This window comes from Allocoprococcus comes (assembly GCF_013300725.1).
GTDB lineage: Bacteria > Bacillota > Clostridia > Lachnospirales > Lachnospiraceae > Allocoprococcus > Allocoprococcus comes_A.
The window spans coordinates 33,703-60,207 of record NZ_JAAIMM010000012.1; the positions used below are offsets into that span (position 1 = coordinate 33,703).

At 46.5% G+C, this 26,505-nt stretch carries 28 protein-coding genes; all 28 read right to left on the bottom strand.

The genetic code is table 11. The features are described 5' to 3' along the window. Positions 1 to 42: 42 nt before the first annotated feature. Positions 43 to 828, bottom strand: a complete 786-nt coding sequence (spo0A, locus tag G4407_RS08075; RefSeq protein ID WP_173688454.1) for a sporulation transcription factor Spo0A — start codon at positions 826 to 828, stop codon at positions 43 to 45. A gap of 117 nt (positions 829 to 945) precedes the next feature. Continuing rightward, the gene (gene spoIVB, locus G4407_RS08080; protein WP_173688455.1) at positions 946 to 2,016 is read right to left on the bottom strand and encodes a SpoIVB peptidase; all 1,071 of its coding nucleotides are present in this window, start codon (positions 2,014 to 2,016) and stop codon (positions 946 to 948) included. Positions 2,017 to 2,096: 80 nt separating this feature from the next. After that, positions 2,097 to 3,773 carry a DNA repair protein RecN gene (recN, locus tag G4407_RS08085; protein WP_173688456.1) on the bottom strand — a complete coding sequence of 559 codons (1,677 nt, stop codon included), beginning with the start codon at positions 3,771 to 3,773 and terminating at the stop codon, positions 2,097 to 2,099. Between the two features lie 12 nt (positions 3,774 to 3,785). Beyond that, on the bottom strand, positions 3,786 to 4,238 hold the full coding sequence (gene argR / locus G4407_RS08090; RefSeq protein ID WP_173688457.1) for an arginine repressor: 453 nt from the start codon (positions 4,236 to 4,238) through the stop codon (positions 3,786 to 3,788). Positions 4,239 to 4,241: 3 nt separating this feature from the next. Next, the gene (locus G4407_RS08095) at positions 4,242 to 5,078 is read right to left on the bottom strand and encodes an NAD(+)/NADH kinase (protein WP_173688458.1); all 837 of its coding nucleotides are present in this window, start codon (positions 5,076 to 5,078) and stop codon (positions 4,242 to 4,244) included. A gap of 6 nt (positions 5,079 to 5,084) precedes the next feature. Beyond that, a complete protein-coding gene (locus G4407_RS08100) occupies positions 5,085 to 5,918 on the bottom strand; it encodes a TlyA family RNA methyltransferase (RefSeq protein WP_173688459.1) in 834 nt (277 codons plus the stop codon). 6 nt (positions 5,919 to 5,924) lie between these two features. After that, entirely contained in the window at positions 5,925 to 7,805 is a 1,881-nt protein-coding gene (dxs, locus tag G4407_RS08105; RefSeq protein ID WP_173688505.1) for a 1-deoxy-D-xylulose-5-phosphate synthase, read from the bottom strand. A gap of 14 nt (positions 7,806 to 7,819) precedes the next feature. Beyond that, complete coding sequence (locus tag G4407_RS08110) at positions 7,820 to 8,710, bottom strand: polyprenyl synthetase family protein (RefSeq protein WP_173688460.1); 891 nt, start codon at positions 8,708 to 8,710, stop codon at positions 7,820 to 7,822. Beyond that, positions 8,700 to 8,936 (bottom strand): exodeoxyribonuclease VII small subunit, encoded by a 237-nt coding sequence (gene xseB / locus G4407_RS08115; RefSeq protein WP_173688461.1) that lies wholly within the window; start codon positions 8,934 to 8,936, stop codon positions 8,700 to 8,702. The genes G4407_RS08110 and xseB overlap by 11 nt, the downstream gene beginning before the upstream one ends. Positions 8,937 to 8,940: 4 nt before the next feature. Beyond that, positions 8,941 to 10,203: an exodeoxyribonuclease VII large subunit gene (gene xseA, locus G4407_RS08120; RefSeq protein WP_173688462.1), complete on the bottom strand. Its 1,263-nt coding sequence runs from the start codon at positions 10,201 to 10,203 to the stop codon at positions 8,941 to 8,943. A gap of 12 nt (positions 10,204 to 10,215) precedes the next feature. Beyond that, positions 10,216 to 10,608 carry a transcription antitermination factor NusB gene (gene nusB, locus G4407_RS08125; protein ID WP_173688463.1) on the bottom strand — a complete coding sequence of 131 codons (393 nt, stop codon included), beginning with the start codon at positions 10,606 to 10,608 and terminating at the stop codon, positions 10,216 to 10,218. A 13-nt stretch (positions 10,609 to 10,621) separates the two neighbouring features. Further along, positions 10,622 to 11,005, bottom strand: coding sequence for an Asp23/Gls24 family envelope stress response protein (locus G4407_RS08130; RefSeq protein WP_008369274.1), 384 nt, complete (start codon positions 11,003 to 11,005; stop codon positions 10,622 to 10,624). Positions 11,006 to 11,199: 194 nt separating this feature from the next. After that, positions 11,200 to 12,792, bottom strand: coding sequence for a peptide chain release factor 3 (locus G4407_RS08135; RefSeq protein WP_173688464.1), 1,593 nt, complete (start codon positions 12,790 to 12,792; stop codon positions 11,200 to 11,202). 68 nt (positions 12,793 to 12,860) lie between these two features. Next, the gene (locus G4407_RS08140; protein WP_173688465.1) at positions 12,861 to 13,508 is read right to left on the bottom strand and encodes a SpoIIIAH-like family protein; all 648 of its coding nucleotides are present in this window, start codon (positions 13,506 to 13,508) and stop codon (positions 12,861 to 12,863) included. 26 nt (positions 13,509 to 13,534) lie between these two features. After that, positions 13,535 to 14,065: a stage III sporulation protein AG gene (locus G4407_RS08145; RefSeq protein WP_179963128.1), complete on the bottom strand. Its 531-nt coding sequence runs from the start codon at positions 14,063 to 14,065 to the stop codon at positions 13,535 to 13,537. A 2-nt stretch (positions 14,066 to 14,067) separates the two neighbouring features. Next, on the bottom strand, positions 14,068 to 14,337 hold the full coding sequence (locus G4407_RS08150; protein WP_179963124.1) for a stage III sporulation protein AF: 270 nt from the start codon (positions 14,335 to 14,337) through the stop codon (positions 14,068 to 14,070). Between the two features lie 10 nt (positions 14,338 to 14,347). After that, positions 14,348 to 15,562, bottom strand: a complete 1,215-nt coding sequence (locus G4407_RS08155; RefSeq protein ID WP_173688467.1) for a stage III sporulation protein AE — start codon at positions 15,560 to 15,562, stop codon at positions 14,348 to 14,350. Positions 15,563 to 15,574: 12 nt separating this feature from the next. Next, a complete protein-coding gene (locus G4407_RS08160) occupies positions 15,575 to 15,961 on the bottom strand; it encodes a SpoIIIAC/SpoIIIAD family protein (RefSeq protein WP_173688468.1) in 387 nt (128 codons plus the stop codon). 12 nt (positions 15,962 to 15,973) lie between these two features. Next, positions 15,974 to 16,168, bottom strand: coding sequence for a stage III sporulation protein AC (spoIIIAC, locus tag G4407_RS08165; protein ID WP_008369289.1), 195 nt, complete (start codon positions 16,166 to 16,168; stop codon positions 15,974 to 15,976). Between the two features lie 13 nt (positions 16,169 to 16,181). Further along, positions 16,182 to 16,700, bottom strand: a complete 519-nt coding sequence (locus tag G4407_RS08170) for a stage III sporulation protein AB (protein ID WP_173688469.1) — start codon at positions 16,698 to 16,700, stop codon at positions 16,182 to 16,184. Beyond that, positions 16,691 to 17,608 carry a stage III sporulation protein AA gene (gene spoIIIAA, locus G4407_RS08175; RefSeq protein ID WP_173688470.1) on the bottom strand — a complete coding sequence of 306 codons (918 nt, stop codon included), beginning with the start codon at positions 17,606 to 17,608 and terminating at the stop codon, positions 16,691 to 16,693. Before spoIIIAA ends, G4407_RS08170 begins: the two co-directional genes overlap by 10 nt. Before the next feature lie 104 nt (positions 17,609 to 17,712). Next, positions 17,713 to 19,800, bottom strand: a complete 2,088-nt coding sequence (locus tag G4407_RS08180) for a polyribonucleotide nucleotidyltransferase (protein ID WP_173688471.1) — start codon at positions 19,798 to 19,800, stop codon at positions 17,713 to 17,715. A gap of 331 nt (positions 19,801 to 20,131) precedes the next feature. Next, positions 20,132 to 20,398, bottom strand: coding sequence for a 30S ribosomal protein S15 (gene rpsO / locus G4407_RS08185; protein ID WP_008369295.1), 267 nt, complete (start codon positions 20,396 to 20,398; stop codon positions 20,132 to 20,134). 254 nt (positions 20,399 to 20,652) lie between these two features. Beyond that, positions 20,653 to 21,585, bottom strand: coding sequence for a bifunctional riboflavin kinase/FAD synthetase (locus tag G4407_RS08190; protein WP_173688472.1), 933 nt, complete (start codon positions 21,583 to 21,585; stop codon positions 20,653 to 20,655). A gap of 12 nt (positions 21,586 to 21,597) precedes the next feature. Continuing rightward, entirely contained in the window at positions 21,598 to 22,527 is a 930-nt protein-coding gene (gene truB / locus G4407_RS08195) for a tRNA pseudouridine(55) synthase TruB (RefSeq protein WP_173688473.1), read from the bottom strand. Then, entirely contained in the window at positions 22,524 to 23,486 is a 963-nt protein-coding gene (locus tag G4407_RS08200; RefSeq protein WP_173688474.1) for a DHH family phosphoesterase, read from the bottom strand. The genes truB and G4407_RS08200 overlap by 4 nt, the downstream gene beginning before the upstream one ends. Position 23,487: 1 nt before the next feature. Beyond that, complete coding sequence (rbfA, locus tag G4407_RS08205; RefSeq protein WP_008369305.1) at positions 23,488 to 23,859, bottom strand: 30S ribosome-binding factor RbfA; 372 nt, start codon at positions 23,857 to 23,859, stop codon at positions 23,488 to 23,490. Positions 23,860 to 23,872: 13 nt separating this feature from the next. Further along, positions 23,873 to 26,497, bottom strand: a complete 2,625-nt coding sequence (infB, locus tag G4407_RS08210; protein WP_173688475.1) for a translation initiation factor IF-2 — start codon at positions 26,495 to 26,497, stop codon at positions 23,873 to 23,875. Positions 26,498 to 26,505: the final 8 nt, after the last annotated feature.

Here is a 26,505-nt window from a genome sequence, read left to right on the forward strand (position 1 = left end):
CTTATTTATAATTATACCGCAATTTCGTTCGTTTGAAAAGAATTATCTGCGCTTTGATTTCAGTCTGATCGTGTCTGCGACCAGAGCAATAAATTCAGAATTGGTCGGTTTTCCTTTCCCGTTACTTACTGTGTAACCGAAAAGAGCTTCTAAGGTATCCAGTTTTCCCCTGCTCCATGCAACCTCGATCGCATGGCGGATTGCCCGTTCAACACGGCTCGATGTAGTCTGGTTCTTTTTCGCGACTGTCGGATACAGAATCTTTGTGATCGCATTTAAAACTTCCATATCGTCAATCGCCATCAGAATGGAATCCCTCAGGTAATGATATCCTTTGATATGTGCCGGGATTCCGATTTCATGAAGCAGTTCTGTCACCTGTGTTTCCAGGTCCTCCTCAGAAGGTTCCGCATATACGGTATAATCTGTGTAAGGTGCTACATTCTTTTCCGCATGTCCGGAGCTTTTGATCCGCTGAAGGATCGTTTCATTGCGAAATGGTTTCAGGATGTAGAAAGCTGCTCCTTTTTCAAAGGCATCTTCCGTGATCCTCTCCTGTCCAATCGCAGTTACAATAATAAAATTCGGCTGTTTCTTTACTGTTTTATCTGCGCCTATCATTTCCATCACACTGATTCCATCTATTTTCGGCATGATCAGGTCAAGAAGTACAACATCAGGCTCTTTATCTCTTATAATGTGATAAATGTCTTCTCCGTCCATGGCTTTTCCCACCAGTTTCAGGTCTTTATCACTTTCTACAATTTCTCCTAGTAAATTCAACATTCTTTCGTTATCGTCAGCAATCGCTACATTCAGTTTTTCCATAAAACCTTTCTCCTCCTTAAAGTGACAATTTGCACTGGAATGGAACCTATTATAGCCTTCTTCGTTCTGCAAATACAAGCAAATGGTGTCGCAGCAATCTGACATGATTCGCACATCTCAATCTTTTTTCAGATTTTCCAGCATGTTTTCGATAAATATTCCGTATCCCTTTGTCGCATCCTGTACGAAAACATGTGTTACTGCTCCTATAATCTTTCCATTCTGCATGATGGGGCTTCCACTCATTCCCTGCACAATCCCACCGGTCAGTTTAAGTAACCGTTTGTCAGTAACCTGAATTTCAATCCCCTTGTTCACCTCCCTGGCATCCAGGTCAACTTTTGTGATTCTGACTGTATAATCTTCTGGCTTTCCGCTTACCGCACAGCGGATACACGCCTCTCCGACCTGAATTTCTTCCTTTGCCGCAGCCGGATAAGCTTCTTTGCTGTCAAATATTCTCTCAATCCTGTCTAATTTCCCATAAATCCCTGTCTCTGTGTTTGTGGTAATCGAACCTAAAATGTTGTAATGATTGTAGACAATGATCCCTTCCATCCCTCCGGGATTTCCGTTCTCACCTTTTTTGATATTCTGAATGCTGGTATCATATAATCTTCCCGTTGACATTTCGATCAGCTTACCGGTATCTACATCATGTATTCCATGTCCCAACGCACCGTATTCACTATCCGCATTCAGAAAAGTGATTGTGCCGAGTCCCTGCGCGTTATCACGCACCCAGATTCCAAGTTTATATGCCCCGACTTCATCCTTTGTCGGATGAAGTTGTACATCAATATACACTTTTTTTCGACGAACATGTAAAATTACTGACTTATTCGATAAGTTTCTAACCCGTTCGATAAGTTCGCTTTTATTGTCGATCCTTTCAGAATCCACCCCCACAATATAATCGCCCTCCTTAACCAGATGCTTCGCCGGATTCACAACAATCCCGTCTGCTCCCCTGATCTCCTGCGTCCCCAGAACCATCACGCCATCCGTTTCCATATAAATCCCCACCGGCATCCCTCCCGGAATCAGAAGATCCCCAGAAAGCTCACTGACCGAAGCCTCCCTCTCCGCTTTCCCAGCCCGCCATTCCCTGTAGCAATAGCTGCCTCCTATAACCACAATTACCGCTAATAACACACTTAACATTTTCCGATAACTTCTAACCGACATCGCACACCCCTTTTTCCTCCCTGAAATTTCGCAAAAAATAAGGCAGGATTTTTTCTCCTGCCTCTAGTATGTGCTCAATCTTATTTTTTCAAACCGGATGCCAGAATTTTCATCTCCCGTGCGTTTTCCAGCACCGCATCCGTAATCTTTGCGCCTCCAAGGATCCTTCCCAGCTCCTGCACAGATTCTTCCCCGTCAAGCTGCCGGATCCTGGTCTTTGTCATCTGATCTTCCACCCGTTTTTCAATCAGGTAATGGGTATCTGCCATTGCAGCGATCTGTGCCAGATGCGTAATGCAGATCACCTGATGTTTCCTGCCGATCAGGCACATCTTCTCGGAAACCTTCTGTGCGGTACGGCCGCTGATTCCTACATCGATCTCATCAAAGATCAGTGTCTCGATCTCATCTTTATCCGCCATGACTGCCTTGATCGCAAGCATGATCCGGGAAAGTTCACCGCCGGATGCCACAGCTGCAAGCGGTCTTGTCGGTTCGCCCGGATTCATGGAGATCATAAATTCCACCTCATCCGTCCCTTCTGCTGTGTACCCGGAAGTTTTTGAAAACCGGATTTCAAAACAGACATCCAGAAAATTCAGATCCTGGAGTCCTTCTGCGATCTTTGCCTGCAAAAGCTTTGCCTCTTTTTTACGGACCTTCGACAGACTCTCGCATTCTTTTCGCAGACGTTCCTCTGCTTTTTTCAGTTTTCCCTTTAATTCATTTAAATATTCATCATAATTTTTTAAAATCAGGAGGCGCTCCTCGTCATCTGCCTTATGCTGCAGGATCGCCTCTGCCGAATCTCCGTATTTGACCTTCAGATGATTGATCTGGTTCAGCCGGCTCTCCGTCTCATAGAACTGTTCCGGTTCAAAAGAAAGGCTGTCCAGATAACCGCGAAGCTCGCGCCCGGAATCCCCGATCAGATTCTCCACTTCGACCAGCTGTTCATACAGCTCTCCCGATTTGTCATCATGTTCTGCCGCCACAGCTGCCGCGCGTACTGCCCGTCCGATCGCTTCTGCCGCACTTATACCGCCTTCTCCTGCTGTATACAGATACGCCTCTTCCAGATTCTCCGCGATTTTTTTCCCCTGCATCATCCGCCGGTAATCTTCTTCTACCGACTGGCATTCTGCCGCAGTGATTCCAGCATTTTCAATTTCATCGATCTCAAATTCAAGAAAAGAAATCTCTTTGGCTCTCTCAGCCTCGTCTTTATCGGCTTCCTTAAGTTCTTTTTCCAGCCGGCGGTATTCCCTGTATGAATCCGCCACTTTTTTCTTCCATTCTCCGGCTTCTTTTGCAAATGCATCCAGAATTGCCAGATGATTCTTTTTATATAACAGTGACTGATGCTCATGCTGTCCGTGAATATCGATCAGAATCTGGGCTGCTTCCTTTAGTCGTCCCAGCGTCACAGTCTCTCCGTTGATCCGGCTCACACTTCGGTTTCCGTTAAACCGTCTGGTGATAATGATCTGCCCTCCGTCCGGCGAAAGATCCATCTCTTCCAGCTTCCGTACCGTTTCCGGATTATCCACATAAAAGGTCAGTTCTACAAGTCCCTTATCGGCTCCCTTACGAAGCATATCTGCGGAATATCTTCCGCCCAGGGCAAGACTGACACTCCCCAGGATAATTGATTTTCCGGCACCGGTTTCCCCGGTCAGGATATTGAGTCCACCAGAGAAATCCACTTCCGCCTCATCGATCAGCGCCAGATTTTTTACATGCAAATTTTGTAACATTCTTTCTCCTGTCTATTGTTCCAGTAGTTTCTTGATCTTTTCCATCAGAAGGATCGTATCATCCACAGTCCGCACAGCGCACATGATCGTATCATCCCCGGCAATACAGCCAACGATCTCATTCCAGTTCATCGCATCCAGTGCCGCAGCCACCGCCATCGCCATACCAGATACCGTTTTCAGTACCAGAATGTTCTGAGCCATATCCATAGAGCTGAATCCATCCCGCAAAATGCGCACATATTTTTCAGTCATTCCGTTCTGTGCACCCTGGAGTACCGCATATTTCTGCCTTCCGTTTTCTGCCGGAACCTTGGTGAGCTTTAAGTCGCGGATATCTCTGGATACCGTTGCCTGCGTCACTTTAAATCCCGCTTCATTCAGATACTCGGCAAGCTCATCCTGTGTCTCAATCTGATATTTGTTGATCAATTCTACAATTTTGGCATGTCGGTTTACTTTCATCTTCTAGTTTCCTTTCATCTTTTCACGTAATGTTTCCAGAAAGCTCACTTTGCTGAGTTTTACGATTTTCGCTGTCTCCCACGCCTTTTTGATCCGGATCCGGTCGCCGGTATGAAGCGGGACTTCATCCGCACCATCATATGCGATCACTGCTTCCTCGATCTGATTCTCCCGTTTTGCACCGATCTCGATCACGATCTCATCTTTGTCTGAGAAAACGATACTGCGGGAATTGAGTGCATGCGAGCAGATCGGTGTCACAACGATCAGAGACGCTGTCGGCTCCACGATCGGTCCTCCTGCAGACAGATTGTACGCAGTAGAACCCGTCGGTGTGGACACGATCAGCCCGTCGGCATCATAGGAGTTCAAAAACTCTCCGTTAACATAGAGATTAAAATGAACGATCTTCATGCTGCCGGATCTCGTCATAACAATATCATTGAGTGCCACATCTCTTACATTGCGGTATGCAGCGGATCCATACAGCATCATCCGCTCTTCAATCGTATATTTGCCCTCTACGAGCTGTTTTACAGCCTCTTCTACATTCTGCACCTCTACCTCAGTCAGATAGCCAAGGGTGCCCATATTGATTCCAAGCATCGGAAGATCCCGCCCGAACAGACGTCTGGATGCCTGGATAAAGGTTCCATCTCCGCCTACCGTCAACACACAATCAATATCCTTCGGAATCTTGATCTTTGAAAAATTTCCTTCTTCCGGCTGCTCTTCCAGGTAACATTTCTTCCCGTAGGATTCAATGCATTTTTTTATTTTCACGGTGATCTTCCGGTTTGCATCCTTCATATCATTCGTGATAATGTAAAACTTTTCCATATCTTTTTATTTCTTCTCCTCAGCCGGATCCTTTTTCGCAAGTGTGTCAAAAGCAGCATCGACAGTCCCCCGAATGTCTACGCTCTCCACAATCTTTGCCTCTTCCTCCGGGCATTTTTTCAGATGTACCAGATACTCGATATTCCCTTCCGGTCCTTTGATCGGTGAAAATTCAAGTGCTGCTACTTCAAAGCCGATCGATACAGCATAATCGGTTACTTTTTCAATGACCTCGATATGGGTACTCTTTTCCCTTACCACACCTTTTTTCCCAACCTTCTCACGTCCGGCTTCAAACTGTGGCTTGATCAGTGCAACGATCTCTCCGTTCTCTTTCAGGTAATTACGGATTGGGAGAAGTACCTTCGTCAGCGAAATAAAAGAAACATCGATCGATGAAAAATCAATCGGTTCTCCCAGATCTTCCGGCTGTACATAACGGATGTTGGTCTTTTCCATGCAGACCACTCTTTCATCCTGACGTAATTTCCAGTCCAGCTGACCATGTCCCACATCAATGGCAAACACCTTGACTGCTCCATTTTGCAGCATGCAGTCTGTAAAGCCTCCTGTCGAAGATCCCACATCGGTACATACCTTTCCTTCCATGGATACATCAAAATTCTTCATCGCCTTTTCCAGCTTGAGTCCTCCGCGGCTGACATACGGAAGTGCATGTCCACGGACTTCGATCTGAACCTCTTCCGGAAAGGAAGTTCCCGCTTTATCCTCTCTCTGTCCGTCCACAAATACATTGCCGGACATAATGATCGCTTTTGCCTTTTCTCTGGAGGATGCCAGATTTCTCTTTACAAGTAATACATCCAACCGTTCTTTCATTCTCTATCAATCCCTCCTGCTCTCTTCTGCTATATATGCAGTGATAATCCTGGCCACGCAGGATTCCACATCCAGCATCACCTCACTGCGAAGTAGGTCTACACTTCCGTGTTCGATATAGTCATCCGGCAGTGCCAGATTCAGAACCTCTGCGTCTGTCTCAAGACCTGCCAGATAAGCAGTCACAGATTCTCCGAATCCGCCTCTGCGGATATTCTCTTCCAGTGTCACGATCAGCCGGTGTTCCACCGTCAGTTTCCGGAGCATCTCCTCATCCATCGGCTTTACAAACCGGGCATTAATCAGGGTACAGTTATATCCAATCTCTTTCAAACGCTTCCGAACCTGAACTGCCTGCTCAAACATATGTCCGACACTGATGATCGCAATATCCTCTTCTTCATAGACCGGCTCACTCTTTCCATACTCGATCGGTGCTCTGTATTCACGGAATCCGTCAAATGCGCTGCCTCTTGGATAGCGCACTGCTGCCGGTGCTCCAAGTCTCACCGCAAACCGCACCATGTCCGCCAACTCCCATTTATTTTTCGGAGAAAGGACGGTCATATTCGGGATCATTGACAGGTAAGAAAGATCAAAGATCCCCTGGTGGGTCTCCCCGTCGCTTCCCACAAGTCCTGCCCTGTCCACTGCAAATACGACCGGAAGCTTCTGCAGACAGACATCATGAATCATCTGGTCAAACCCTCTCTGTAAAAACGAAGAATATACAGCAAATACCGGATGCAATCCTGCCGCGGCAAGTCCTGCCGCAAAGGTCACGCCATGCCCCTCTGCGATCCCCACATCAAAAAAGCGGTCCGGATAGTATCTGTGAAATGCTGCCAGACCGGTTCCGTCTTCCATTGCCGCCGTGATCGCTACCAGTCTGTCATCTTTTTTTGCCAGATCCAGCATAACCTTGGAAAACACATCTGTACAGGAATCCGTTCCACCTTTGGAAATCGGCTCTCCTGTCTGGATATCAAACGGACCGGTTCCATGGAAACGGGAAGGGTTTTCTTCTGCCGGAAGATAGCCTTTCCCCTTTTTTGTCAGTACATGGACAAGCACCGGTCCTTTTACCCTTTTTGCCTCGGTAAATGCACGGCGCAGTGCCTTCAGGTCATGCCCGTCCACCGGTCCTAAATACTTGATTCCCATATCTTCAAAGAACATTCCCGGAACCAAAAGCTGCTTGATGCTGCTCTTGGTGCGCTTAATATGCCGCACCATCTTTTCACCGCCAAACGGAATACTGCCAAGTACATTTTCCACCGTATCCTTCAGGTCGGTATAGGCCTGGGCAGTGCGCAGTTCTCCGAGATAACTGGACATTCCGCCGACATTTTTGGAAATAGACATATGGTTATCGTTGAGTACGATGATGAAATTCGTCTTCATCTCCGCAGCATTATTCAGTGCTTCATATGCCATTCCTCCGGTCAGGGATCCGTCCCCGATAACAGAGATCACATAATAATCCTGCCCCAGGATATCCCTTCCTCTGGCATAGCCAAGTCCGGCCGAAATCGAAGTGGAGCTATGACCGGTATCAAAGGCATCACAGTCACTTTCTTTCCTCTTCGGGAAACCGCTCATCCCGCCATATTTTCTCAGATCATCAAATCCTTCTTTCCTTCCGGTCAGAATCTTATGCGTATAAGACTGATGCCCTACATCCCAGATCATTTTATCTTCTGGAAGCTGAAAGCTGAGATGCATCGCCATGGTAAGCTCTACGACTCCAAGGTTGGAGGCAAGATGACCACCGGTCTTGCTGATCTTCTCAACAAGAAACGTGCGGATTTCTTCTGCCAGTCCTGTCAGTTCCCGTTCATTTAATTTTTTGATATCATTTGCTTCGTGAATCTGCTCCAGATACACTTCATCCACCCCGCTTATTTTTTCCTGTGTATCAGTTCCTGTATCAGTTGTGTCAGATACGGATTTTCTCTGTCCAGTCCGGCAAGCAGATCCAACGCCTCCTGTGAAATAGCTTCCACATCTGCTGTCGCCTTTTCCAGACCTTTTAATGTGACATAGGTTGTCTTTTCATTCTTTTCATCACTGTGCACCGGCTTGCCAAGTTCTTCTGTGGTGCTTGTCACATCCAGAATATCGTCCTGGATCTGGAACGCGATTCCTACATCCGATGCGATCTTCTGTACCTTCTCAAGTTCTGCTGTATCTGCACCCGCAAGAAGTGCTCCAATCATCATGGAACTTTCGATCAGTGCTCCCGTCTTCAGCTCATAGATAAAATTCAGCATGCCTTCATCCAGTCCCACGCCACAGGATGCCACGTCTACGACCTGACCGCCTACCATTCCGTAAATACCGGCTTTATCCGCAAGGATCTTCAGGGCTTTCCCGATCAGAAGACTCTTCTCCGGCGCGACCTCAAACGCCCTCACTGCCGTTTCAAATGCATAGTTCAGAAGGGCATCTCCTGCAAGGATTCCCATTGCCTCCCCATAGACGATGTGAGTAGTCTTTCTTCCCCTGCGGTATTCATCATTGTCCATCGCCGGAAGATCATCATGTACCAGGGAATAGGTGTGGATCATCTCAATTGCCGCCATAAACGGCTCGATTTCTTTTCCTTCCCCTCCAAACAGGCGGTATGTCTCCTGCATCAGCATCGGACGGAGTCTCTTTCCGCCTGCCATCACACTGTACTCCATCGCTTCCATGATCTGGCTCTGATAGCCTTCTGCTTTCGGCAGATATTTTACAAGAAGCTTTTCAATCGCTTCTGTTCTTTCTTTCATTTCTTCTTTAAAAGTCATGTATTTCTCCATTTTCTTCCAGCACCTGCACTTTTTTCTCTACGGTATCGATCTTCTCATTGCAAAGCTTCAGCATTTCCATGCCCTTCTGATACAGTCCGAAGGACTCTTCCAGCGAAGTATCTCCTGATTCCAGCTCCTTTGCCACCTGATCCAGCTTTGCAAAAAGCTCCTCCAGAGATTCTTCCGGCATTTCATCTGCAAGCTCTTTTTTCTTATCTGCCATATTCTTACTCCTTCTTCGTCTCTGTCACCTGTGCCTCGATCTGCCCGTCTGTCACATAAATCCGGATCCGGTCTCCCGTTTCTACATCGGAAATCTTTTTTACCGTACCTTTCTCTCCCTGTACATAGGAGAAGCCCTGATTCAGCTTGGCGAGTGGGGAAAGTCCCTTCATCCGTTCGATCCGGATTGCAAGCTGCTGACGGCTTTCCCGCAGATTCCGCTCCATCAGAAGTGGCAGCATCTCCTGCACTTTGCGGGTTCTCTCCCGTTCCTGTTCCAACCGCTGATGCATGGCTTTTGGGATCTGCTCCTCATAATCTGCAAGCTGCTGACGCATGGACTTAAGTTTCCCCGACGGACTTAAGTAACGGAATTTTTCTGCATACCGCGCTGTATGAAGCGATGCGACTTCCAGCTTTCTCATCATACTCCGGTGCATCCTTTCCCGTTCTGTCCGGATCGTTTCCAGAAGTTCCCGGTAATCACAGATTGCAAGCTCTGCCGCAGCAGAAGGCGTCGGTGCACGAAGATCCGCCACATAATCTATGATCGTCGTGTCTGTCTCATGTCCTACTGCCGAAATAACCGGTACACTACATTCAAAAACTGCACGCGCAACATTTTCCTCGTTAAATGCCCACAGATCTTCAATAGAGCCTCCGCCTCTGCCAACGATCATCACATCGACCTTTGCTTCCTCCAGTGCACGGATCCCCCGCACCACACTTTCAGACGCGCCATCCCCCTGTACCAGTGCCGGATACAGAAGAATCTGCACATACGGATTTCTCCGCCTGGTAATGTTGATAATATCGCGCACTGCCGCTCCGGTTGGTGCCGTTACAACACCGACTGTCCGCACATATTTCGGAATCGGCTTTTTATATTCCGGCGCAAACATTCCCATTTCTTCCAGCTCTTTTTTGAGCTTTATAAATTTTTCATAGAGAAGTCCCGCACCATCCAGTACGATCTCCTTTGCATAAACCTGATATCTGCCATCTCTTTCATAGACGCTGACGCTTCCAAGCACGATTACCTGCTGTCCTTCCTGCATACGAAAAGAAAGCCCGCTGCGCTGCCCGGCAAACATAACACAGGCAATCGTTCCGGACTCATCTTTCAGTGAAAAGTACAGATGTCCTGAAGTATGGTACTTACAGTTTGACACTTCCCCTTTGATATAAATTCGATTCAACATAAAGTCTTGCGTAAACATATTCTTAATGTACGCATTGACCTGTTTTACAGTATATACATTTCGCATGATCTCTGATTCTTATGCAAGCTTTCCGAGTACACCGTTGACAAATGCCGGTCCCTCATCTCCTGAAAAGTTCTTTGCCAGCTCAACTGCTTCATTGATCGCTACTTTGACCGGCACTTCGTCATCCCACTTCATCTCGTATACAGCAAGACGAAGGATGGAAAGGTCAACTTTGTTCATACGTCCGGTTTTCCAGCCGGTTGTATGTTCATTGATCATCGCATCGATTTCTTCTTCATGTGCTGCGATATCTTTGACCTTTTTGCGCATGTATCCGCGCTCTTCCTCACTCGCTTCTTCTACCTGCTCCAGATACAGTTCGATCTGTTCGTCTGCATCAGCCGCATCAAATCCGATGCTGAAGAGCATTTTAAATATATGTTCTCTGACTTTACTTCTTCGCATGTTCCCTCTCCAATTATTCTTCTTCCGGCATGTCCACACCTGCAACACGGATGTTTACGTCTGCAACGGTAAGACCTGTCATATTCTCGATTGCTGCCTTTACTTTTTCCTGTACCTTTAAAGTAGTATCTTTAATACTGCTGCCATATTTGAGGTTCAGGGCGAGGGATACGGTAACGATACCTTCCAGCACGTCTACCTTTACACCTTTGGAAAGGCTCTTCATTCCAAGCTTTGCGATCAGTTCTCTGGTTGCATTTCCTGCCATGGAAGATACCCCTTCTACCTCCATTGCTGCAAGTCCTGCAATAATTGCAACTACTTCATCAGCAATCTGTACTTCTCCGAGGTTCTCATCTGATTCTATCTTATAGGTATTTCTCTCTTCTTTACTCATTATAAGTCCTCCTGTCTGCGGTTTTTCCGCTCCTCGCGCTCATCTCGGAACCTCCGGTCCCTCGATGTTCGTTGCACTCACATAGGTCTGGGCTGAAAGTGATTCGTCTGCTAGCAGCCGATCACTTTCTTCCCTTCCCTGCGCTCGTCGCTATGCGTTCATTGTAACATAAAAGATCTCTATTGGAAAGTTTTTTAGGAACGTCCGAATTCGGAAAGTTTCAGTCCTTCGTTTCGTTCCAGCACCATACGGATGCTCCAGCTGTTGACAAACAGAAGAAGCGGTCTGTCTTTCAGATCCTTGATCTTCTTCATGTCGGATGTACCGACCAGCTTGTCCATCTCGATCTCTTCGTTCTCGATCCAGCGGATGTGTTCGTATGGAAGTGGTTCCAGACGGATCTCTACGTTATATTCATTTTCCAGACGGTATTTTAATACATCAAACTGCAGAACACCAACAACACCGACGATGATCTCTTCCATACCGGTGTTGAATTCCTGGAAGATCTGGATCGCACCTTCCTGGGCGATCTGGTTGATTCCCTTGATGAACTGCTTTCTCTTCATGGTATCCACCTGACGCACTCTTGCAAAATGCTCCGGTGCGAAAGTCGGGATTCCTTCGTATGCAAACTTTTCCGGTGAATTGGTCAGTGTATCCCCGATGGAGAAGATACCCGGATCGAATACACCGATGATATCCCCGCCATATGCGGTATCGATCATGTGCCGTTCACTCGCCATCATCTGCTGCGGCTGGGACAGACGGACTTTTTTGCCTCCCTGGATATGGAAGACATCCATGCCCGCCTTGAACTCACCGGAACAGATACGCATAAATGCAATTCTGTCCCGGTGTGCCTTATTCATATTTGCCTGGATCTTAAACACAAATGCGGAGAAATCTTCCTCCTTCATCGGATCGATCATTCCTTTGTCGGACATTCTCGGAAGCGGTGAAGTCGTCATCTTAAGGAAATGCTGAAGGAAGGTCTCCACACCGAAGTTGGTCAGCGCTGATCCGAAAAATACCGGAGAGAGTTCTCCTTTGCTGACCATCTCCTGGTCAAATTCTGCACTCGCTCCATCCAGAAGCTCAATCTCTTCTTCCAGCTGTGCAAACTGTGCTTCACTTACGATGCTCTTTGCTTCCTCACTGTCGATGGAAACCTTCTCAACTTCCCCGATCGAGGTTCCTTTCTTGGTATCTGAGAAAATCTCCAGTTCTCTGCTGTTCCGGTCAAATACGCCGCGGAATTCTTTTCCGGAACCGATCGGCCAGTTGATCGGACAGGTAGCGATTCCCAGTTCCTTTTCAATATCATCCAGTAATTCAAAGGTATCCATCGCTTCACGGTCCATTTTATTGATAAATGTAAAAATCGGAATATGACGCATGACGCAGACTTTGAACAGCTTTCTTGTCTGTGCCTCCACACCTTTTGATCCATCGATCACCATAACCGCCGAATCGGCCGCCATAAGAGTACGATAAGTATCTTCCGAGAAATCCTGATGTCCCGGTGTGTCCAGAATATTGATGCAATAACCGTCATACTGGAACTGCAGGACAGAAGATGTTACCGAAATACCTCTTTCTTTTTCAATCTCCATCCAGTCTGAAACCGCATGTTTCGCTGTTGCCTTTCCTTTTACAGAACCTGCCTGATTGATCGCCCCGCCATATAACAGAAACTTCTCTGTCAGGGTAGTCTTACCTGCATCCGGATGGGAAATGATCGCAAATGTTCTTCTTTTCTTTATCTCATTCGTAAAATCTGCCATGTTATTCTACTCCTACTATTTTCTCAATGTCACTCAAATTCTTATTATATGGTATTTTTGCTATAATATCAATCCCCTGATTCACTCGTATTTGTACTTTCATGGATACTTTCATGGATCGGTGTGATCACCACATTTGCAGCATTTACCTCTGCTTTGCGTGTGACAATATCCTCGATCTGTGCCCGTTTTGCATCCGACAGATCCGCCACATCAACGACCACATCTGCGGAATCTTCGGTAAGACTTACCACCGCATCCTGAAAGCCTTTGCTGGCAAGCAGAGTCTCAATTGCGACCTCCTGTTCGGCGCGCTGTGTCATCTCCACCATCTGCGCAACTGCATCTGCTTTCTGGTCTTCTGCAATATCTGCATTATCAATGATCGCCTGCAGGGTTTCTTTGTTTTTTGCCCGCACCTGCTCCCGGTTCACTTTTGCCTGTGCCACAAGCGCACTGGCCGATCCGTTTGTCAGCACCGCCTCTCCCGGATTCCCGTCCACCTGGTCGTCATTCGCTGTCTGGAGGGAACTGTCACTTTCTGTATCTTGATCCGAAATATCCAGAAGCTCCTTATTTGCCATCTCGCTTCCCGTCTCTGCTGTTTTGTTTTTCGAGCCAAAAATTTTTCCGGAATAGTTCAGATATCCTGCCGCTGCGATCATCACCGCAAGAACCGCAATCACAATCTGATTTTTCTTAAATACTTTTTTCACTAGCCTTCCTCCTATAAGATTCTTTTTTAGTTATGTTTCATTACTTTTATCTTATGCGTGTCTACTCCGAATAATGCCTGCACAGCCTCTGTGATATTTTCAATCACGACGGCATTATCTCCGCCTTCTGCAATTACGAGAACCCCTTCTATCCGGGGACTTAATTCCTGTTTCACATATGGCGTTTCTTCTCCATTTCTGTTTGCATAAACTGCCGTCTCTGAAGAACTGGTATTTTTCCCTCCGCTCTCCCCTTCCTGCACCTCACTTGTCATCTCCTGGTCCTTTTCCACTACCTTTTCCGAGGAAGATGCCAGGGTGATCATCACCTTGACATTTCCAACTCCTTCTACTTTTGCCAGTGCATTTTCCAGCCGTGTTTCCAGTGCATCTGTATAAGTATCCTCCGATGCATTTTCCACCTTCTGCATCTGCTGTTCATCCTGTGTCTGATCTGATTTTATATCGGAGACAGGCATCGCGATCACAACCAGAAGCAGTCCGACAAGCAATATGATCAGCCACTTGTCTTTTTTTATTTTCCGGATTTCAAACATCTTCACTCACCGCCCTTTTCGAGCAAATCCGCCGCATGCTCCATCTCTTTTACCATCTGCTCATACTCCGCCGTCCGGTACAGCTCCGTCACCTGTCCGGCTGCCCCCATAAGGTTCAGAACCGGCTGGGCAAGCAGAACCGTCAGAAGAAGTCCACAGAAAAAACGGACATATTTCCGGTAGCTGTTCTCTGGAAGTGCCTGCAAGAATGCGGTTACAAGAATCATATAAACGGCGAGATTCTGCATCCACCTGTAAACCAGCTGTATCATTTTATCCCTCCTACGAAGCTGCCGATGCCGCAACTGCAAGTGTCACCAGAAACAGGACCGCCGTCGCAAGCACCGTCTTTAGCAGCATATGATAACCTTCCCCGGTAAAACTGATGGCCTCCACGATCCGTTTATCAGACACCGGCTGGATAAGTGCCGCCGTTCCTTTGTAAAGAATCGTCAGGATTCCCATATTGATGACCGGGATCATCACAACTCCCGTTACAAGCAGTGCCCCTGCAATTCCAACTCCATTTTTTAAAAGAACCGCACTTCCAAGCACGACTTCGCTTGTCCCGCTGACTATATCACCGATTCCCGGAATCATTCCCACGCCTTTTGTCCAGGCACTCCTTTTCACCTGATCTGCCGCCGGACTGATGATCCGCTCGATAAACCCGATCCCCGTCACCAGGGCAAGCAGACTTTTCAGACTCCATCCGATTATAAGTCGCAAAAGTTCCGCTGCCTTAGAAAGAAATTCCTCCTCTGTCAGATTGTTCAGGATTTCCATCAGAAGTGCGATCTGGATCAGTGGAACGATCCATTTCAAAATCACAAGTTCCACAAGAAAAATCAGGAAAAGCGCCAGATTGTAAAATGCGATCGCAGAAATACTTCCCACTGCGACCGCCATACAGACAAAGTAGACCGGACAGAGCACTCGCATAAAGAGGATCAGATTTTCGAGTCCCTGCTGTACCTCCCCGGCTGCCACCTGAAAATTCCGTATGCCGACTGTAATCACAGACAGGTATACCAGAAAAAAGGCGGTCTGTGATATCTGACGGTTCTGGAACACTTCCGAAAAACTGGAAAAAACCGCTGCGATCAGCACCAGAAAAATGATAGATGCAAGCACCGGTTTATTGACCTTCAGCACATAGAAAAACTGATCCGTCACAAAGTTTCTGATCTGCCCGGCAGACAGGTTCTCATCCTGCCGGATCACAGACTCAACAAGATCCTGAAAATGCAGTTTTTCTTCCGGGAACAGTTTCCGGATTGCCGTATCCAGATCCTTTACTTCTGTCAGATCCCAGATTTTCTGCTCCGTTTCCTCCTGTGTTTTTTCCAGATCCGTTTCTGTCATATTATCTTCTGTCCGGCTGTTTGCCGAAGAGGAATCTTCCCCTGCCGCAAATACCTGTACCGGCAGTATCAGTACGAAGATTACAAGTCCGATCATGCATGCTATGCCATATTTCTGAAAATAATGTTTCATTTTTCTTCCCTTTTACTGTCCAAGTTCGCGGATTGCAAGAAGCAGTGCTTTTAATATCGGCATTCCGATTGCAAGTATACTGAGCCTTGCAAAGACCTCGATCTGTCCGGCGATCGTCTGATAACCGGCATCCTTGCAGATTGTTGCCGCAAATTCCGCCAGATAGGTCACACCCAGAATTTTCAGCATTGCCGTCAGATATACCGCATCAATCTTTACAAAGCTGCCAACCAGCTCCAGCGTCTCCCGGATCACCGACAGATTCTGGCTCATTCCGAGAAAAAGGAAAATGCTGACCGCAATCCCCAGATAGATCCCATATTCTTTTCTGGAATTTTGAAATTGCAATGCCAGGAAAGTCCCTGCGATCCCGATGCAGACTGCCTTAAGGATACTCATCTTTTCCCTCCTTTACAGAGCAAAGAGCCGTCTGATATCGTCAAACAGATCTGAAATATAAGGAAGGATCCAGAACAAAACCAGGAGCAGTCCTGCAAGACTGGTGAGAAATGCCTGCTCTTCTCTTCCACTGTGTTTCAGCACCTGTCCCAGGACAGAAACCAGAATCCCGACTGCCGCAATTTTAAATATCAGATTTACACTCATGTTCCGCTCCTATTTACAGAATCAAAATTGTCAGGAAAAGTCCTGCTGTAACACCCAGGAGATTACAGAGCCTCCGCTTTTCCTGAATTTCTTTTAAAAGACTGCCTCTTTTTTCTTCCAGAAATTCTGCATACTGCAAGAAAATCTGTGTTTCCTGCTTTTTATCCAGGCTGCCAAGCTGCATCCCAAGCTCCTGCAGACGTACCCTTTCCTCCCTGCCAAGGAGCAGACATTCAAGATCGCTTTCACAGCACCTCTCCCAGATTATTGCAAGACTTCTTGACGGCATCTCCAATTCTTTTGCCAGATGTTCCAGCCAGATCCTGTAGTTCTGACCGCATCTTCGTGAAACAGAAGCGCATACCTGGGCGAGTGGTGCATAAGTATACTCCATTTCTCCCGCAAGCTGCCTGATCACTCTTTGCAGTTCTCCGGTATCCGTGATCTGCCTCTGATATTCCATTCCCCTGCTGTATCCATAGCCGGATGTCGCCGCCACAATTCCCAGGCATCCGACCATTTTCAGATACACAGTTTTTCTCCCCGTTCGTTATAAATCCCTTCAATTTCTCCTACATGTTTCCCGGATTTCATCACAACATATCTGGCAAAAGACCTTTCCTTTACCAGATTGCTGACCAGCGGCTTTTCGCGGATCTCATCCATACCGGAACCATGCACCGTCGTCAGCATGGTTGCCCCGCAGTGCATGGCGTACTCGATCGCCTCTACATCCTTCGCTGTCCCGATCTCATCCGCCGCAATCACCTCCGGCGCCATGGACCGCACCAGCATCATCATTCCTTCTGCTTTCGGGCAGTTGTCCAGAATATCCGTCCGCATCCCAAGCTGGTTCTGTGGCACGCCACGGTAGCATCCTCCAATCTCTGAACGTTCATCCACCACGCCCACATTTCTTCCTTCCACCCAGCGGTTTCCATCCGAAATCTGCCGCACCAGATCCCGCAAAAGCGTAGTCTTTCCCCCACCTGGCGGGGAAATGATCATGGTATGGCAAAGTCTTCCCTTTTCAAGGATCACAGGAAACAGCTTATTCGCACAGCCTGTGATCTCATGGCAGATTCGGATATTGATCGATGTAATATACTGAAAATTCCGGATCTGTCCCTTTTCCGGAATAATTTTCCCGGAAATTCCCACCCGATGCCCTCCTTCAATCGTCAGAAACCCCTGGCGCAGTTCATTTTCATATGCATACAGGGAATAATTGGATACATATTCCATCGTTTCACGCAGTTCTTCTTTTGTCACCCGATGGGTGAAAAGTTCTTCCTTTCCTTCCTTTTTCACTGCAAGCGGCTGTTCTTCCCGAAGCCGGATCTCCTGGATCTTCTCAAAATCCAGTCCATGATTCAGCAGGATCCCACGGATTTTCTCCGGAAGCACCGCCAGAATCTGATCTTTCTTTTCTCTTCTCATCTTGTCCACCTCTCTTTAAAGAATGTATATGGAAAGCGGGAGAAAAATAGAACTAAAAAAGGACTCTACCGATACTGGTAAAGTCCTTCTGATTTTATAAAACTCTATTCTGCAACATCTTTGATGCTGAAGCTCAAACGTCCCATCTTGTCTTTTCCAAGGCAAACCACTTTGACGTGATCTCCGATAGAAAGAACATCTTCTACATGATCGATTCTCTGCTTAGCGATCTTGGAAATGTGTACCATTCCTTCTTTGCCCGGTGCAAATTCGATGAATGCGCCGAATTCTTTGATGCTTACAACATCACCTTCAAGAACCATTCCTGCCTCGAAGTCTGTTACGATGGTAGCGATCATCTTTCTTGCCTGTTCCATGCTGTCTGCATCTACGCCACAGATAGATACACTTCCTTCGTCTGTGATATCAATCTTAACGCCTGTCTTTTCGATGATTGCGTTGATGGTCTTTCCTCTCTGACCTACAACTTCACCGATCTTAGCCGGATCAATGTTCATCTGGATGATCTTCGGTGCATACTTGCCAACCTGTGCTCTTGGCTCAGCGATTGTCTTAGCCATAACTTCATCCAGGATGTAAAGTCTTGCTTTTCTTGTACGCGCAATTGCTTCTTCGATGATCGGTCTTGTCAGTCCATGGATCTTGATATCCATCTGGATCGCTGTGATACCTTTGTGTGTACCTGCTACCTTAAAGTCCATATCTCCGAAGAAATCTTCCAGTCCCTGGATATCTGTAAGTACCAGATAATCATCATCAGTAGCACCTGTTACCAGACCACATGAGATACCTGCAACTGCAGATTTGATCGGTACACCGGCTGCCATAAGTGACATAGAAGATGCACACACACTTGCCTGAGATGTAGAACCGTTGGATTCAAATGTCTCAGATACAGTACGGATCGCATACGGGAATTCTTCCTCTGACGGAAGTACCGGTACGAGTGCTCTCTCTGCAAGTGCTCCGTGTCCGATCTCACGACGTCCCGGTCCTCTTGAAGGTCTTGTCTCACCTACAGAGTATGACGGGAAGTTGTAGTGGTGCATATATCTCTTGGATGTTTCTGCTTCATCAAGTCCATCTACTTTCTGTGCTTCAGAAAGTGGTGCCAGAGTTGTAATCGTACAGATCTGTGTCTGTCCACGAGTGAACATTGCAGAACCATGTACTCTCGGGATCAGGTCAACTTCTGCAGCCAGCGGACGGATCTGTTCGATCTCACGACCATCCGGACGTTTATGATCTTTCAGGATCATCTTGCGGACAACTTTCTTCTGATACTGATATACAGCTTCACCAAGTTTGGCAAGCCATTCTTCATTGTCGGCAAAAGCTTCTTCCAGCTTTTCTGTGATCTTGCGGATGTTCTCTTCTCTTGTCTGCTTGTCATCTGTAAATACAGCAACTTCCATCTCTTCCGGAGTTACAACCTCCTGGATTGCTGCGAAAAGTTCTTCCGGTACAGCAAAGCTTACATAGTCATGTTTTGGTTTTCCGCATTCTGCAACGATCTGGTCGATGAATGCGATGACTTTCTGGTTCACTTCATGTGCTGCAAAAATAGCTTCGATCATCTTATCTTCCGGTACTTCATTTGCTCCTGCTTCGATCATGATAACCTTTTCTTTTGTAGAAGCAACTGTAAGTGCAAGATCTGATTTTTCTTTCTGCTCTGCGGTTGGGTTGAATACCAGTTCTCCGTCAACAAGTCCTACCTGGGTAGAAGCTGTCGGTCCGTCAAACGGGATATCCGAAATAGCGGTTGCGATTGCTGATCCAAGCATAGCAGTAAGCTCCGGTGAGCAGTCCTGTTCAACAGAAAGAACCAGGTTCTCCAAAGTTACATCATTTCTGTAATCTTTCGGGAAAAGCGGTCTCATCGGACGGTCGATCACACGGCAGGTAAGAACAGCATTTTCAGATGCTTTTCCTTCCCTCTTGTTGAATCCTCCCGGGATCTTTCCTACTGCGTAAAGCTTTTCATTGTATTCAACACTGAGTGGGAAGAAATCAATTCCTTCTCTTGGTTTGTCGGATGCAGTTGCTGTCGAAAGTACAACTGTATCACCATAATGCATAAGTACTGCGCCGTTCGCCTGTTTGGCAACTCTTCCAATATCTACGCGGAGTGTACGGCCTGCAAGTTCCATTTCAAACTTTTTGTACATAAATGTTCTCCTTCTTAATCTGTTTATCTGACGGGTAAAATCTCCGAAACTACTGAAAAATACACTTCTCAAAATATACTTTTCAGTGGTCTCGGACACAATCTCTACCCACAATCTTTTGTATTATATCATATCCTTACATCTCTTGCAAGATTCTATATAACTAACTTTAGAATGGGGCAAAACGCGGGTTACTGGTCACTCCCGTGTTAATCACTATGCTGATTGGCATGGAGGATGCACGTTGTACCGGTTCGGCTCATTGTTTGCGAAAACAAACAGGGAGCGAAGACATCCATCCGATGCCTTTCGCTCCCTGTAAAAATATGTCTTACTTTCTTAAACCTAATCTTTCGATCAGTGAACGATATCTTTCAATGTCATTCTTCTTAAGGTATGCAAGAAGTCCTCTTCTCTGTCCAACCATCTTAAGAAGTCCTCTTCTTGAGTGATGATCCTTCGGATTAGCTTTGAAGTGATCTGTAAGATCATTGATTCTAGCTGTCAGAAGAGCTACCTGTACTTCCGGAGATCCTGTATCTCCTTCTGTTCTTCCATATTCTTTGATAATCTGTTCTTTCATTTCTTTTGTGATCATTTGTCACTACCTCCTAAATATACTGTTAATTGCCTGATATTAAGCAGTGGTTGGAGAATCCATCTGCCGAACATCGGTTTTTCATACTTGCCTAGTGTACCATATGCCCCGGATCCTGTCAAGCAGGTTTTTCTGCATCTGGCAGGTTTTTCTGCATCTGGCAGGTTTTCATAGTTACTGTTCACAGTATCTGTGACCAGCAACGCAGGCCGCCTGTAAATGACCGCATTTCCTGAGCTTTTTCACCGGCTCTGTTATTTCTTATGATGATAACGGAAAAATTCTTTTGCGTAAGCAATATCCTGATCAATCTGCGCCTTCATTGTTTCTACCGATTCAAACTTCTGCTCCGGTCTTTTAAAATGATAAAGCTGAATTTCTACGTCTTTTTCGTATGCATTACCGCTATAATCAAAAAGATTGCTCTCGATCAGCATACGTTTATCACTTGATACCGTCGGTTTGAATCCAACATTTCCGATACCATTATACCAAATTCCGTCAATCTTCACGCTGTCCAGATAAACTCCGTTCGGTGGAAGGAGCTTATCTTTAGCCGGATGCACATTAAGAGTCGGAAATCCCAGTTTTCTGCCAAGCTGCTGTCCATACTCTACTTTCCCCCGTACAGTATATGCATATCCAAGCATATCATTCACCGCTTCCATGTTACCTTTGCGAAGTTCTTCACGAACATAGCTGCTGCTGATTTCCCTGTCTCCATACATCTCTTTTTCAATCACAAAAAGTTCATATCCATACACACCCGCATATTCTGCAAGCATTTTTGCATCGCCACGCTTGTCATGCCCAAAGTGGAAATCCGTTCCGATCACAATATACCGGGCATGAATTTTTTCAATCAGGATCTTCCTGATGAAATCCTCTGCCGACATACTTGTGACATCTTCGGAAAACGGGCATTCCAGCAGTACATCTACTTTCCCGTCCAGAAGACATCTGCGCTCCTCATTGGACATGATCCCTTCTCTTGATTTTCCAAGCTTTTCATAAAGCGGATTCATATCAAATGCAAACACAACAGAACGAACGCCTTTTTTCGCCTTCAGCTGACATACTTTTTTGATCAGCTTCTGATGTCCTCTGTGAACTCCATCAAATTTACCGAGTGTGATTGCTGCCTCTCTGGAATCCTGATAGGCTTCCAGACCTCTGATATAGTCCATGTTCTTTCCTCTTTAATTACTTTTTTCATTTCCATCAAAAAACATTTTAACAATCTTGAAGAGATCGTCTTTCCTGCAGTAACAGTAAATCGCAATAAACTGATGGGATTCATCGTACACACGGACTCTCTCTTCGTTCTCATACTCCTTTAATGCTGTTTCCTGTGAAATCTCTCTTCTTCTGAAACTATTCCCGTTCCGTACTGCCGCAGCCGTTTTCGGTGGCAGTACGACCTTTGCATACGCCGGAAACATTTCATCTATCGCGATGATCTTCTCCTCCAGAATCCCTTCTTTCTGAAGCTGTTCGATTTCACCGAGCCGGATACTGTCTTGAAGTTCAAACCGCTCTACACGTGTTCTCAAAAGCTCTTTCATGCATCCGCCACAGCCAAGCTTCTGACCGATATCATGACACAGCGTACGGATATACGTTCCCTTTGAACAGGTCACTTCCAGTTTTACCTCCGGAAGACTGATCTCCAGGATCCGGATCTCATGAATCGTGATTCTCCGTGCTTTCCGCTCTACTTCTTTGCCCTCTCTGGCAAGCTCATAAAGCTTTTTCCCGTTAACTTTGAGTGCCGAATACATCGGCGGAATCTGATCGTATTCCCCCTCAAAGCTGCGGATCACATTTTCCACTTTTTCATTGGTCAGATCTTCTGTACTGTGCTTTTCCAGAACCTGACCGGAAGTATCCTGTGTATCCGTCACCTGACCAAGAAGAAGAACCGCCTGATAGGTTTTATCTTTATCTGTCAGCAGGTCACAAAGCTTTGTTGCTTTTCCAAAGCAGACCGGAAGTACTCCTTCGGCATCCGGATCAAGGGTTCCGGTATGCCCGATCTTTTTCTGCTTTACGATCCCGCGCAGCTTTGCAACCACATCATGGGACGTATAACCTTTTTCTTTATATACATTCAGTACGCCATGTATCATTCCGCTTCGCTCCCACTGTTAAACTGAAGTTCCAGTCTTCTTGCCAGATTGTTGATGATATCATGCGGTGTGGCAGTCATGGAGAATCCGGCTGCCCTTGCGTGTCCGCCGCCGCCAAAATAGCTTGCAACTACACTTACATCTATCTTTTCACTGGATCGCAGACTTACCTTAAAGGTTCCATGTTCAAGCTCATACATAAAAATTGCAACATCGATATCTTTTGTGAGTTTCAGCTGGCTTACGATTCCATCCAGATGTTTCGCTTTTACCTGGTAGAAATCCATCTCTTCTTTTGTGACGTAAGATACAATACATCTTCCGTCCATAAAAAGAAAGCTTTCCAGCAATGCTCGCCCCAGAACCTGGTTCTGTGCATAGGTCTTTTCATCAAAAGTCTCTGTAATGATCTTTGTAAAATCAATCCCTTTTTCCATCAGTGATGCTGCCGCGCGCATGGTCGACGGATGGGTACAGGAATAACGGAACACACCGGTATCATGCACCATTCCCGTGTAAAGGCACTCGGCAGTCTCCACAGACATCTTCCCATAATCCAGCAGATCGTAGATCAGCTCACTTGTCGAGCTTGCATCCGGCATGATATAGTTCTGGTCTGCAAAACTCTGGTTGCTCACATGATGATCTACGCAGAATCTTACTGCCGCTTTTTTGAAAAGAACTGCTGAAAATCCAAGTCTTCCTATATCCCCGCAATCCAGTGCGATAAACAGATCATAGGTTTTTTCTTCCGTCACTTCATGCCGGATCTTATCTGTATTTTTCATGAACTTCAGTGTATTCGGAAGCTCTTCCAGATAAACATCAATCTCTTTTTCAGGAAAATTCTCTCTGACATAGTTATACAATCCCATGCAGGAACCTGCGCAGTCCCCGTCCGGGCGGACATGTCCGCCCAGTGCGATCGTCCCGGCTTTTGAAATTGCATCTAATAACATACTAATCATCCTCTTCCCGTAAATCTCTGGTTACATCATCAATTTTCTTTGACATCCGGACACCATATTCAATGGACTGATCCAGTACGAACTTGATCTCCGGTGTGTTACGCATATTCAGTGTATGAGCAAGTTCGCGGCGGATATAGCCTTCTGCGCTCTGTAATCCCTTCAGGGTATCAGCCTGGGCTTTTTCATCGCCCAGGACACTGATATATGCTTTGCAGGTTTTAAGATCCGGAGCAACCTCTACCGCTACAACCGAAGTCATCGGTGCAACACGCGGATCCTTGATTCCTCCGCGCAGAATAGTACTCAGTTCACGCTGTACCTCTGCGTTTACTCTTGTATTCTTAATGCTGTTTTTTCTCATTTTCTACCCTTCTTTATCTAGGAACTTCCACCATCTTGAATGCTTCTACCTGGTCTCCTTCTTTGACATCGTTGAAACGTTCAAATACGAAACCACATTCATATCCGGCTTTAACTTCCTTCACATCATCTTTGAAACGCTTTAATGAAGCAAGCTTACCATCGTAGATCACAACGCCGTCACGGACGATTCTTGCCTGGCAGTCACGTTCAAATGTACCGTCAAGGACATAAGATCCTGCAATTGTTCCGACTCCGGAAGCCTTGAATGTCTGACGTACTTCGGCATGACCAAGTACCTTTTCTTCAAATACAGGCTCAAGCATACCCTTCATGGCTGCTTCAACATCTTCGATCGCATTGTAGATGACACGGTACAGTCTCACGTCAACGCCTTCACGTTCTGCTGTTTCTTTTGCAGTTGCATCCGGACGTACATTGAATCCGATAATGATCGCATTGGATGCTGCAGCAAGTGTAACGTCAGATTCGTTGATCGCACCAACACCACCATGGATGATCTTGACAACGACTTCTTCATTGGAAAGTTTGACAAGGCTCTGCTTGATTGCTTCTACAGATCCCTGTACGTCTGCTTTTACAACGATTCCAAGTTCTTTTAAGTTACCTTCCTGGATCTGGTTGAACAGATCATCCAGGGACATCTTGGACTTGGTTTCTTCCAGTTTCTTGATCTTGTTCTGGCTGATGAATGTCTCTGCAAAGCTTCTTGCATCTTTATCATTCTTGCAGCCAACAAATACTTCACCTGCATTCGGCACATCATTAAGACCGAGGATCTCAACCGGCATAGAAGGACCTGCTTCTTTTACGCGGCGTCCCTGGTCATCCATCATGGCACGTACTTTACCATATGCAGAACCTGCTGCGATCGGATCTCCGACACGGAGTGTACCCTTCTGTACCAGAACGGTTGCAACCGGTCCTTTTCCTTTGTCAAGCTCAGCCTCAATCACAAGACCTCTTGCACGGCGGTTCGGATTTGCTTTCAGTTCCATCACTTCTGCGGTAAGAAGAACCATTTCCAGAAGCTCTTTGATACCTTCCCCTGTATGAGCAGATACCGGTACACAGATGGTGCTTCCGCCCCAGTCTTCCGGAATCAGTTCATATTCGGTAAGTTCCTGTTTTACACGGTCGATATTGGCACTTGGCTTGTCGATCTTGTTGATCGCAACTACGATCTCGATTCCTGCTGCCTTCGCATGGTTGATCGCTTCTACTGTCTGCGGCATAACACCGTCATCTGCTGCAACAACCAGGATTGCAATATCGGTAGAATTTGCACCACGCATACGCATTGCGGTAAATGCTTCATGTCCCGGTGTATCGAGGAAGGTGATTTTCTCACCGTTGATTTCTACAACCGAAGCACCGATATGCTGTGTGATTCCACCTGCTTCTCCTGCGATGACGTGTGTGTCACGGATTTTGTCAAGAAGAGAAGTTTTACCGTGGTCAACGTGTCCCATAACGCAGACTACTGGCGGACGTTTCTTCATTTTCTTTTCGTCTTCTTCGTCTTCTTTCAGAAGTTCTTCGATCACATCGACTACTTCTTCTTTTTCACAAAGCACGTCGAATTCCAGAGCGATTTCTTCAGCCATCTCATAATCAATTTCCTGGTTGACGGTTACAATCTTGCCCTGCATGAAGAGTTTCTTTACGATTACGGATGGCTGGATCTTCATAGCATCTGCCAGTTCCTGGATTGTAAGTACTTCCGGAATTGTGATCTGCTTGATCTGCTCTTCCACAACTTCTTTCTTCGGCTGCGGTTTTACCATTTTCGGCTGAGCGTTATTGTTTTTGCCCTTTTTGCCTTTCTGCAGTCTGTCTTCGTTCTCTTCATTTCTGTTGTATTCTTTTTTCTTGTGCGCATCTTTTGGTTTGTTGCGGCTTGGTTTCTGTTCTGCGATTGCAGGTGCCGGAATAGACGGGCTGGATTTTCTTCTGTCGTCACGGCGTCCGCCATCACGCATCTCTCTTCCGTCTCTGTTATCACGGTTATCTCTTCTGTCTCCGCGGTTCTGGAATCCGCCATCTCTTCTTCCATCACCCGGGCGTCCCTGTCTCTGATCCTGACCGTTTCTTGGTCCGTTTGGATTTCTGCGCTGTCTGTTGTCGCGGTTTTCTCCCTGCGGACGATCCTGTCTGTTTCCGTTCTGCGGGCGTCCCTGGCCATTTCCATTACCCTGCGGGCGTTCCTGTCTGTTTCCGTTCTGCGGACGTCCCTGGCCATTTCCATTACCCTGCGGGCGTCCCTGGCTGTTACCATTCTGTGGACGTTCCTGTCTGTTTCCATTACCCTGTGAGCGTCCCTGGCCATTTCCATTGCCCTGCGGGCGCTGTCCGTTTCGACTGCCCTGCGGGCGTCCCTGGCCATTACGGCCTCTTCCGCCGCCCTGTGAGTTCTGCGGTCTGAAAACCTGCACAATATTTTTCTTCTTCGGTGTATCTTCAGAAGCTTTTTCACCTTTTACTGCATCAATCTGTTCATCTGAAAGTGTACTCATATGACTTGCCACCTCAATTCCTTTGTCTTTTAATATAGAGAGTATTTCTTTGTTTGTCTTATTCATCTGTTCTGCCAGTTCATATACTCTTAATTTTGCCATAAATTTAC